This window comes from Streptomyces sp. NPDC054883 (genome assembly GCF_053610645.1).
This window is the reverse complement of record NZ_JBSGYT010000042.1, coordinates 56278-67104: the sequence shown is the minus strand read 5'-3', so window position 1 is coordinate 67104 and position 10827 is coordinate 56278. Positions and strand designations below refer to the sequence as shown.

Annotated in this window: 5 protein-coding genes and 3 pseudogenes; 5 read left to right on the top strand and 3 right to left on the bottom strand. The window is 68.3% G+C overall.

The genetic code is table 11. The features are described from left to right. Positions 1 to 1039 precede the first annotated feature (1039 nt). On the bottom strand, positions 1040 to 1816 hold the full coding sequence (locus ACWGH1_RS26605; RefSeq protein ID WP_453357305.1) for a hypothetical protein: 777 nt from the start codon (positions 1814 to 1816) through the stop codon (positions 1040 to 1042). 477 nt (positions 1817 to 2293) lie between these two features. Between ACWGH1_RS26605 and ACWGH1_RS26600 the strand changes: the two genes are divergently transcribed. Further along, a complete protein-coding gene (locus ACWGH1_RS26600; RefSeq protein WP_453409063.1) occupies positions 2294 to 2548 on the top strand; it encodes a hypothetical protein in 255 nt (84 codons plus the stop codon). A gap of 197 nt (positions 2549 to 2745) precedes the next feature. Here ACWGH1_RS26600 and ACWGH1_RS26595 read toward each other — a convergent pair whose 3' ends face one another. Continuing rightward, positions 2746 to 4119: a replication-relaxation family protein gene (locus ACWGH1_RS26595; protein ID WP_453409062.1), complete on the bottom strand. Its 1374-nt coding sequence runs from the start codon at positions 4117 to 4119 to the stop codon at positions 2746 to 2748. Positions 4120 to 4916: 797 nt separating this feature from the next. Between ACWGH1_RS26595 and ACWGH1_RS26590 the strand changes: the two genes are divergently transcribed. The 4 genes and pseudogenes from ACWGH1_RS26590 to ACWGH1_RS26575 all read left to right on the top strand — a co-directional run bounded on the left by ACWGH1_RS26590 (position 4917) and on the right by ACWGH1_RS26575 (position 8876). Further along, positions 4917 to 5261, top strand: a complete 345-nt coding sequence (locus ACWGH1_RS26590; RefSeq protein WP_453356764.1) for a hypothetical protein — start codon at positions 4917 to 4919, stop codon at positions 5259 to 5261. Positions 5262 to 6501: 1240 nt separating this feature from the next. Then, positions 6502 to 7513, top strand: a pseudogene (locus ACWGH1_RS26585) (DUF6192 family protein); the annotation flags it as partial. Positions 7514 to 7517: 4 nt separating this feature from the next. Then, positions 7518 to 7946, top strand: coding sequence for a RacP protein (locus ACWGH1_RS26580; protein WP_453409061.1), 429 nt, complete (start codon positions 7518 to 7520; stop codon positions 7944 to 7946). A gap of 23 nt (positions 7947 to 7969) precedes the next feature. Further along, positions 7970 to 8876: pseudogene (locus ACWGH1_RS26575) on the top strand (IS5 family transposase). 165 nt (positions 8877 to 9041) lie between these two features. On the opposite strand, the pseudogene ACWGH1_RS26570 reads toward ACWGH1_RS26575, so the two are convergent. After that, positions 9042 to 9977: pseudogene (locus ACWGH1_RS26570) on the bottom strand (MFS transporter); the annotation flags it as partial. Positions 9978 to 10827 lie beyond the last annotated feature (850 nt).

Genomic DNA, 10827 nt, shown 5'->3' with positions numbered 1-10827 from the left:
AGTTGCCTACGGGTCACGACCACAGTCCTACCGGATCCCACTCCGCGAAGAGTGAAGAACTCAGAAGCTGATCACGACATCACACAGGCCCTAGCTCGACTGGTGGCTGCTCGGGGACAGCTTCTACTTCAACTCCCCCGCCTGGCTGTTCGAACTCTTCTTCATCGTCTACTGCCTCACCGCAGGGCTGCTCAACGCCCACCTCCTCGCCCGCTGGACGCGCTCCTCGAAGCGGACCTGGCCGGTGCCGGTGTGCGCCACGGGCTTCTTCGCGGCGGTCTTCGCGATCTGGCGCCTCTGACCGTCTGGAGGCCGGGGCGGTGGCCGGGGCCCACCCTGGATCTCCAAGAGCAGCGCCCCGCACGGATCCGAGCCCCGCTTCGAGGACGGCTGGGACGAGGGCGTCCGTACGGTCGCCGGCGACCTGCTGCGCATCGCCGACACCGCCGCCGCCCAGCACGGCCGCGCCACCTCCAACGCCCAGCTGCTCGCCCACCTTCGGCAACCGGCCTCGACCGCCCCGGAGTCCCCGGCGCAGGAACCGGCCCCGGCCCCTGCCGCGGCACTGGACGCGACGGAGGTCCTGGCGGCGGCGCAGCGGTGCACGTGGGCCTTGGCCGACCCGGGCGACTTCCTCAGCTCCAAGGCGTCGGAGGAGATCCTGACTGTGACCCTCAGCGCCGTACGCGACGACGAACGGACCGGGTATGTGCAGCGCCTGGAGGCGTTCGCCGACCGGCAGCAAAGGCACCTTCAGGAGTTGCTGCGCGCGTACGGGCCGGGCAGTAAGCCCGCCTCGCACGGCCCGTACATGCTGGCCGGCCAGCCCGAAAGCCTGATCATCTGCGAGCGCATGGAGACCGCCCCGTTCCTCCTCCGTGCCCGATGGGGACGCCGCTCCTGCTGGACGACCTCGAGTTCGCATGGGGGCCGCGCATTCGCCTCAGCCGGTGACCTTCTGGAGCAGACAGCGATGGGCCGCACGGAATCTTCCGTGCGGCCCGTCGCCGTACGCGGGTCAGGGTGTGTCGCCCACGGCTCAACTCGGGGAACGGGGCGGTCCCAGAGGGAGACCCCGCTGGCGCTGGCGCTCCTCCCTGCGTTTCCCGATGGTCATGAAGGGCCGCATCTCGCGGGGCATCAGCATGATGGCGTCGAGACAGGACTGGGCATCGCTAGCCGTCAGAGGTTCCAGCCATTCCTCTTTGTGCAGCATTCTCCGCACGTGAAGAACAATCCGCTCGTCCTCGGGCAGCTTGTACGCCTCCTGCGCAGTCGTCAGGTACGGCTGTGCGTCGGCGCAGGGTTGGGCGTGGTCTTGCACCAGTGTCTTGACCTCCGGGTAGGTCGCGCCGCTGACGCTCCACCCACAGATCCTGCAGGTAGCGGTAATTTTTGCCCTGCCTGGGCAGGACGGGTCAAGAGGCCGCTGCCGGTGCTTCCCCTTGCCGTTGCGCGGGCACTTTGTGCCATCTGCGTGTTCCGCGGTAAACACGCCGTCAAAGTGTGCGGGCCGGTCCGGGTAAGGGTCGTCGCCGGCGAACCCGGTGGCGTCGTATCCGCTGGGGTATCGGTCTGCTGGGGCAACGGCGGCCGTGAAGGCTCTCACCGAGAGGACCCGGGCGTCAGCTTCCAGCGCAAGGTGCCGGCCGGATCCGGTGGTGTCGACGACCCGGTGGAGGAGCAGCGCCCGGCGTTCCAGACAGGCGAGGCGTTCCTCCACTCCAGCCTGACCGTACTCGGCGTCGTTGAGCAGGCCGACCAGTTCGGCGGCCAACGACGTTGCCGGGCGGCGGTTGCCGCTCTCATTGCTCACGACTTGTCAACGATCCGGGCCCGGCGTCGATACTGACCCGGATCATCCGGCGTCACGGCTCACAGCTGGGCGTCATCATCGCGGCCGCCGGCTCGCCGCCGGCTATAAGGCGGGGCCGGGGATCTCGTCCTGGCCGCTGCTGTGCACGGTGACTCTCCGGCCGCCCGCCAGCGAGGGCGGGTGCACGACGATCGGCACGCTGGTCACGCCTCCCCACGTGCCCCGGGCCGGTTCGGTGAGCAAGTCGGGCCCGCGGCCCTCAGCACCGTAGTCGACGAGCCCGAAAGCCTGATATGTGTGAGCGGATGGCGAGCGCATCGTGCGTGATGCGCAGTCGGTGGGAGGTTGGAGGACGTGCTCGTTCCACCCGGGCAACCGGTGAGGGCTGGACCCGAGGCATGATCTACCCGTAGGGGCGCGCGAGTGTCCCACGATCATGGGGAGGGATCAGATGGCCGACTTTCCCGGCGTCTACCAGTGGCCGACGTACTTTCACGAAGCGAACAACTCCGCCGTTCTGTCCATGCAGGAGCACGCCTGCTGAGCTTTCCCGTCGGAACGGGGGTGCTCCTCCGCGGTGACCGCTACAGGGTGGTGGACTCCTGGTTCAGCCACGACCACCACGGCATCTTCGACGACGGCTTGCACATCTTCCTTGAACCGGTCACTGAGGAAGATGACCGCCTCCGGCACCTCGCCCCCGACTACTTCCGGGAAGACCCCGGCGCCTGAGCGCCTCAACAAGACCGCCCGCTGCCCGATCCGGGTTGGGGGCGGTCTTGTTGCGCTTCCTCACGAAATCCTGGTCAGCCGCGGGCCCGGGTAGTCGTGGTCGGCGCCGTAGATCCGGCGGCCGCGCAGCAGCTCCTCATCCCTGTCCATGTGTCCCAGCCTCCCAGCTGCCACCGACAACGCGGGCTTGCCCAGGGTCACCTATGGCTTGCCCACGCCGTCGGCGGGAGGCTTGCCCAGGGCGTCAGGGGGCTTGCCCGTGGCGGAAGCGGGAGCGCCAGCCGCGGGCCTTCTCGGCGGTCTCGGCGGCCTCCTGCTCCAGGCGGTCGCGTTCGGCCAAGTCGGCGGCCGCGACGGTCTTGGCCTCGCACGGCTCGCACAGCGTCGGGTGCCACCGGTGGCTCGGCTCCGGGGGACAGCTGGGTGTTCTCCCAGCGGTCGTTGTCGAACTTCGTCCCGCAGCTGGCGCAGGCAGGGCGGGCGGCGTCGCGCTCGGCCTTCTTCTGCTCGGCCGCGCGGCGCAGCTGCTCCTGGTACTCCCCCTGCTGGACCTTCATCCGCTCTGCCCGGCGGGCGAGGACGGCGTCGCGGCGGGGGTTGCCGATCGCGTCGCGCAGGGGCTGCATGTGGGTGCGGCCGAAGCGGAGGAAGACCGGGCCGCCCGGGCCGTGGGCGCGTAGGTTGCGCAGGCCGGTCGCGATGATCGGGATCTTCCTGTCGTAACTGCTGAACCCGTCGGCCGGCTCGCCCGCCCACAGCGGCCGGGTCATCTCCTGCAGCCGCGGGATGGTGCGGTTGGGGTCGCGGGCGCCGAGACGGTTGAAGACGATCAGGACCGGCGGGTGCGGGGCCTCCCCTCGCTCCGCGACACGGGCCATCCAGCGGGTGCGCCGCATCGGCTTGTCCTTCCCGTCGGTGTCCTTGATCTGCCGCTTGAAGAACCTGGCGTACTTCAACAGCTTCGCCGCGATCTCCTCGGCGGTCTCGTGGCAGTTGTCGACCTCGATGAACAACAGGGGAATCTGATCCTGCGGGGCGGTGAGCACGATGTCGGCCTGGGCGCCGCCCTTGCCCGGCGCGCCCCACGTGCCGGTGGCGGGCAGCGGGACCTCGGTCGCGTACGAGGCGATCGTGCCGAGACCGGCCGGGGCGTCGACGGCGGCCTGCGCGGCCGCCTTGGCTTCGACCGGCTCCCGGGTCAGCAGCCGGAGATGGGGCTTGGGGCGGAGCAGTGCGATGACGGTCTCGTTGACGGCCATGGGGTGTGTGGCCCCGCTGGAGCTCGCGCCGCGAGCGGTAGAGCCCATCTCCGTCAGCGGGCGCCCGAGCTCGTAAGAGGCGGCCTCCAGGCCCTTGGTGGTCAAGTTGCGCAGCAACTCCCCCGCCCGGGTGGTGCCGCCGTTCTCGGCGAGACCGTGCTCGCGCAGATCGGAGAGCGCACCCGCATGAGAGGCGGTACGTGCGGTCTTCCGCTCCGAGGCCGTCGCCTTCATGGTGTGCCGGTAGGTCAGATGGGGTGAGGCGATCCGCTGGATCTGGTCGGCCGTGGCCACCTTCAGCACGCCGAGCACGCGCAGCACATCGCCCCGCAGGTCGTTCGAGCCAGCTGCACCGGTCAGCCGTGAGCTGGACCTGTCTGGTCGTGGAGGGCGCCGGGCCTCCCTGGAACCCGATGATCTCCTCCCATACGGACAACAAGAGGGGAGAAGAGGGGTGTGACGGCGCAGTATTCACGCGGATTCGCGTCCTGACCTGCATGTTTGCCACCCTCATCGGCGTCGGTCCCCCAAGCCACAAGGAGCCCACTTCGGCTTGCCCCGCCAGCGCGGGGCTTGCCCACGTCCAGCGCGGCGCCCGGCGGGGCCGGCGGCCGCGGGCCGTCTGCCGGGTGGCAGTGGATCGTCGCCATCCTTGTATCTCCTTCGCTCACTCACTGCCCCGCACCGGGGCCGAGGAGGGAGAGCGTGCGGGGGGACTCCTTGACCGCCGTCTAACGATCGCCCGACGCGAAGCAGTCAAGGGGAGGCTGCGTCGTTGTCGCCGGCGAGCGCGGGAAGCGCCGTGCCCGGCTGCTCGTATCGAAGGCAGGACGGCGCCCGGGCCGGTACGTAGCCACGCAGACGCAGAAGGCCTCCCGCCCGCTGCTTGCTTTCACACCCTCGCCCGCCAGGCTGCGCAATGCGAGGTCGTCCTGCGGCAATGTGGCTGACTTTTATCTTTCATGTGGCCGAAATGCAGAAAACCTCAGATTTCACTCAAATCCCTTACACATACGGAGAGTTGATCATATTCTTTCCCTCGCAAGGAAGGGCTGCCCCTCCTGACCAGAGGCGCCGCCCCTACATCGAAAAATTGGGGAAATCTTCAAATGAAGCGTACGACGTCCGGCTTACTGTCGATCGCCCTCCTGGGCGGATTCATCGCGGGCAGTGCAGGTACCGCATCTGCATCTACCACCGGGGGACCGCAGGGGGTGGACCCGATCGGCGAGCGCCGGGCCATGTGCACCGTCTACAAGGACAAGTACGCCTGCGCATCACTGCTGCAGAACAGCAAGATGACGGAGGCTGTGAAGAACTGCCTGGTCAAGGCTGGCATCGGGGGTGCAGCCGCGTTCATCGTCGGCAGGTACGTCAGCAAGGACGTGGCCAAGGACATCGCCAGTAAGGTTGTTGTGGCGGGTGGCTCCGCATGTCTGTCATCCCTCACCTGAATAAACCTGGGGATCCAATGGGCGCTAAAGTAATTGCAACTCTCGCGTGGATGGCCGTGTTTTTCGGCGTGGAATACGCACTCCGGGACATTGCGTGGGCTCAGTACACCGCCGTGGTAATTCTGTGCGGTGGGTACGGTCTGATCCTAAACAGAATCAGCAAGAGCCAGGCACGGAACCACTAGCGCCCCGTTCAACGCACTGAACTTTGTATGGAGCCCTTGGCGTTTGCCAGGGGCTCCATACATCTGCGAGGTTAACGCGGTGCGGACAGCCTGTATGAAGACAGCCGGTTCCCGCCGGACCCAGCCGCGATCTCCAGCAGCCGGTCCTTCTCCGGCTCGTCAACCGCCACACCCCCAACAGAAGCTTCGTCGCGGTCCGCTCCGCGCTGTATCGGCACAGCACGTCCGCGGACGGGGGCCCGGGCAGCCATTGAGCCGGCTCCTGGTTGGCCTTCTGCCGGTTCGAACACGCGGTGACCGCCACCAGGCTGGAGCCTGGCCCAAGTCCTTCGCGTACGCCTCCCGCCGAACTGCAGTCCAGGCGCTGGCCCCGCTGTCCCATACCTGGCGCGAGCGGGACCATGCGATCGATGTCGAGCGCCCGAGCGGGTGCGCCATACCGGCTTGTCCTTCCCGTCGGTGTCCTTGATCTGCCGCTCGAAGAACCTGGAGTACTTCAACAGCTTTGCCGCGGTCTCCTCCGCGGTCTCCGGCCGCTGTCCCCAGGCCCCCGACCAGAAGCTGTCGGGACGTCGCCGTGATGCCCACGGCGGCCGACAGTTGAGTGGCTGTTCCATATCCGGGTCTTGGAGGGGTTCTGAGTCCTAGGCTGGGGTGGTGTCCGAAGGCTCGGGGCGGCTCGGAGAGCGAGAATGCGGGGGCTGCGGCGACCGGCTGGGGCCAGGGTTGCGGCCGGACGCGTTGTTCTGCTCGACGGCGTGTCGTGCCAGGCAGTGGCGTCGGGCACGTCGGCTGAAGCGGCGGGTGGCCGCGGAGTTGAGCGGGGCAGGCTGGGCGGTGTGTCCCGAGTGCGGGACGGGCTGGGTGGCCGGGGTGGACCGGCGTTCTGATGCCGTCTACTGCTCGCGGCGGTGCGTCGTGAGGGCCTGGAGGGCCTGGAAGGAATCGTTCGTCGAACGGTCACAGTGACCGCTCCGCGAACGCATCCCAATCGGACATTCAGTCAGACTGTGGCTTTTTCCGGTCATTCGTTGTGATCTTCGTCAGACGGGCCTGAGGCCCAGAGCCGGGGCCAGTTCACGATCGGTGACTACGCCTTGGAGATCGAGCCCATGCGTGAGTACGGGGCTCAGGAACGGGGCGAGGAGTTGTTCACGGTCAAGAGCTCGCTGTTCCGCCTGGCCGAGGACATCGGCCTGGCCTACTCCTCGGTGCGAACGGCGAGGTGGACGTCTTCGCGATGGTCCGCCGAACACCGTCAGGCCTCGGTGTCCTTCACGGTCCACCGGATCCTGGCATCGATCGAGGACGATCAGGAGCGGTTCGCCGCGATCCTGAATCCGCCGGAGAAGAGGGGGCGGTGGACCCCGGACGAGGCGAACCGGAGGGTCGGCCGACAAGTCCAGAGGCCGGTCACCCCGCAGGAGAAGGTTAGCGCCATCCACACCCTCGCGAAGGACGAGGAGGTGGCCGCCGTCGTGACCGGTGATCTGCTCCGGCGCCCCACGGTCGTCGCCCAGGTCCGTGCCGAGGACCGGGTCAGCGCGGTCCACACCTTGGTCGAGGACGAGAAGTCCCCGCGGCCGTCACCGGTGACCTCCGGAAACGCCCGACGTCGTCGCCCAGGTCCGCCAGGAGGACCGGGTTCGGGCGGTGGAGGAACTGACCCGTGACGAGCAGGTCGCGGCCACGGTCACCACCGGCCTGCTGCGCAGGCCAGCCGTCGCCTTCAAGGCGATGTCCGACGACACCGCCCGTCACCAGGTCGAACGCGGCCAGCAGGCCCGCAAGCGCTTCGAGCGGACCAGCCCCGTCGCCCCGGCGGTCAAGCGGATCGACCGGACGGTGGAGTTTCTGGACCTGATCACCGCCTGCCACGCGTTCGTCGCGGCCTCCGGCCGCGTCGTCCCCGGTCTGCGAGACCGGCAGCTGGGCGAGGACGAACGCGTGATCATCCACGAGAACGTCGCCCGCGTGCGGGCGACTTTGGACTGGATCGAAACAGCGGTCGACACCGGGAAGGTCGACGTCGACGGCGAACTGGCCCGCCTGCTGCAAGGCGAGTAGTGGGATGCCGCGCGCGTCACAGCGCCGGTCGCCCGCGTCCCAGCGGCACGCCGACACCGTCCGCCTCGTCCTCTTCGAGGCCCGGCCCGCTGGTCTGGCCTTCGGCCAGCTGGTCCGCTCCAGCGAACTCTCTCCGCACCAGGCCCGCGCGGGTCTGGCCTGTCTGCGGGACACCATCGCCGAACGGGGCTGGCCCCCGCTGATCTGGACGAAACCGGACGGCTACCGGTTCTGCTCCGATCCGACCGAGCTCCAGGCCTACGAAGTCGCGGTCATCCGCGAGAAGGTCACAGAGATCCGCCGGTTCATCACCGGCGTCGTCGCCCCGCACGCCGCACTGCAACCCAAGGGCCGGTGGATCCGGCACCTGCACACCCAGCTCAACTCCGTCGAGTCCACGCTCGACGTGATCGCCGACTACGTCGACGCGTGAGCAGGCGGGGGCAGGGAAATTCGTTGGCCCGGCGCCGCTGCTACCCCTCGGACACCTTCGATGACGAGTGGGCTCTGATCGAACCCCTGCTGCCCGTCCCGGCCTGCGAGACGCCCAAGGGCGGCCGGCCGGAGAAGCACCCGCGGCGCGAGATCGTGGACGCGATTCGCTACATCGTGGACACCGGATGCAAGTGGCGGGCCCTGCCCAAGGACTTCCCGCCCTGGCGGACCTGCTACAACTTCATGGCTCGCTGGGCTGCCACCAGTGCCATCGGGCAGATCCGCGACCAGCTCCGCAAGCGGGTCCGCCGCGACATGGGCCGGGCCCCCGGAGCCGTCGCCACCGTCATCGACTCCCAGTCCGTCAAAGCCGCCGAGACAGTCGGCCGCGACTCGCGCGGCTACGACGCCGCGAAGAAAATCAACGGACGCAAGCGGCACCTCGTCGTCGAGACCAAGGGCCTGCCGCTGTTCGTCATGGTCACCCCCGCCGACATCACCGACCGCGACGCAGCCAAGGAAGTCCTCTTCCGGCTGCGGCTCATGCACCCTGAGATCACGATCGTCTGGGCCGACTCCGCCTACGCCGGACAGCTCGTGACCTGGGCGAAGAAGTACCTGAACCTCACGATCAAGACGGTGAGCCGGCCCAAGAACGCGATCGGCTTCGTCGTCCTGCCCCGCCGCTGGGTCGTCGAAAGATCACTGGCCTGGGTCATGCACGCCCGCAGACACGCCCGCGACTACGAGCGGCTCATCCAGCACTCCGAATCGCTGATCACCTGGGCCGCGATCACGCTGATGACCAGGCGGATCACGCGCCGGCAGTCCCGCCGGGCCAGTCAGCCGGCCCCTCGCGAACGCACCGGGGACTGACGCGTTCACCGCCACCAACCGCTCCCAGCCCCGCCCCGCTTCCCCACTCTGACACGGAGCGAACCCGCATCGGCACGGCACCCAGGCCGAACAGGGCGATCACCATGATCAGCACCAGCACTTGCCAGGAGGCGAACAGGGCGAGCGCCGCGCCCGCGCCGATGGAGATCACCTGGACCAGTCCCAGTAGGGAGTACCCGGCCAGGGCTCTGCGACCGGTTGACTTCTCGGGGCCGTAGAGCTGCAGAGCACTGGCGAAGGCGATCAGGGTGAGCGGCAGTCCGGCACCGACGCCGACGAAGGCAGCCAGGGCCGTCGGCAGGCTGGGCACGAGGAGGATCGAGTAGCCGACGGCCGCCAGCAGCACGCCCGTCTTGGCCAGAGCCGGGGGACTGAGGGCCCTGATCCGCTGGAACCGCGTCATGACGAAGGCGGCCGAGGCCTGGATGGTGACGAAGACGCCGACCAGACTCGCATCGCAGCCCAGGGCATCGGCGATCAGGAAGCCGAGGGTCTGTGCGAAGCCCTGCACCAGCTGGACACCCAGTACCAGAAGTACGACGGCTCGCAGACGCCGGTCCGTGATCAGCGCACGCGCTCCTTCACCGAAGCGCTGCGGCGGGACAAAAACGGTTCCCTTCGGCTCCGCCGTTGCGCACCTTCTGAACAGGATCGCCGCAGCGGTGAACGAGGCGATGTCCATCAGGACCACGGCCTGTATTCCGGTGAGGGCATAGAGCCCCGCTCCTGCAGCCGGCGCGGCGATCCGCATCAGCTCCGTGAGCGCCCGGAACTCGACGTTGACGGGAACGGCCAGTTCGGGCGGGACGGTCTCCTTGAGGTAGACCGTGAGCGCAGCCGAGATCACCGTGCCAATCAGGCCATAGAGGAACGCGATGGCATAGATGATCCAGACCCCGCCCGCACTGTGGACCAGCAGCAGGGCGGGAGTGACCGCGGCGCCGGCCAGATTGGCCGCGATGAGCCACCTCTTGGGCGGGTGCGCATCGATCCATCGCGCGGTCACCGGCCCCGTCAGACTCCCCGTACTGAGCGCGAGGATGACGACGCCCGCTGCCGAACTGCTGCCGGTGAGCTCCTTCGCCCAGATGGCGAGGGTGACGAAGAGGGCCATGTCCCCGAAGACGGACACCGTCTGGGCCACGAGCGGAAGACGGACCCTGCGAATGCGCAGGAGGCCGATGAGCCCGACCACCTGGGTCGCTGCCTTCACCGGGCAGCACCGTCGCCGGCGTCCGCGGCCCTCGCCCTCACACGGAACCCGCCCGCGAACGTTCCCTGCATCACCTTCCGGACCTCCCTGCCGAGCGCCACCACGTAGCCGGGGCGGACTGCGTCGCCATCGGCCGACCCTCCCGTCACCGTCACCCGGTCAGCCCAACGAGTCACCCTATGCTCGGCAACAGGCCACCGCCCGCCCTCTCCGAGATCACCCCAGTCCCTGGGGGCCTCGCGGGCTTAGCGCTCCTTTTTCAGCGGGAACTAATCAAGGCAGGGAGAGCCCAAACTGCCCTTGCCCAGCCAGCCGTCACGAACCCACCAGGTTTCGCAAGCCGGGGCGGGCAGCAGGTATCGAGGATCGCTGGAACTGCACAGTGCTCAACCAACCTGCACAACCAGGACCCGAGCTAGGAACTCCGTAGGTCACTGCACGGCCCCTGGTCAGGAACGTGACGGCGGCTCAGTTTCACTGACCGACGACACGGGGTGAAGCCCGCGCCCGTACGGCGGCCGCGACGCCGGGCGCGACCACCACCTCCGGACGGGGAGCAGAAGCTCTCCGCAAAGGCGTACAGGCCCTCACGCAGTACGTCGAACAGGGAGGCGGCGGCCTCCCCGGGCGGGCTCAGTCATGTGGGTCGGACCGGTCGACAATTGGCTGGACGTCACGCCCATCAGGGATTCCGTGTCCGTGAGCCGCACGGGGAACGATAAGGAGCGTGACGACCGGACGTGGGTTAATGGCGCCTGTATGAAGAGCT

What these genes read in the sequence shown, in the direction of transcription:
- ACWGH1_RS26590 (WP_453356764.1), top strand. Translation starts at nt 4,917, where the DNA reads ATGAAGCGTACGACGTCCGGCTTACTGTCGATCGCCCTCCTGGGCGGA.
- ACWGH1_RS26580 (WP_453409061.1), top strand. Translation starts at nt 7,518, where the DNA reads ATGCCGCGCGCGTCACAGCGCCGGTCGCCCGCGTCCCAGCGGCACGCC.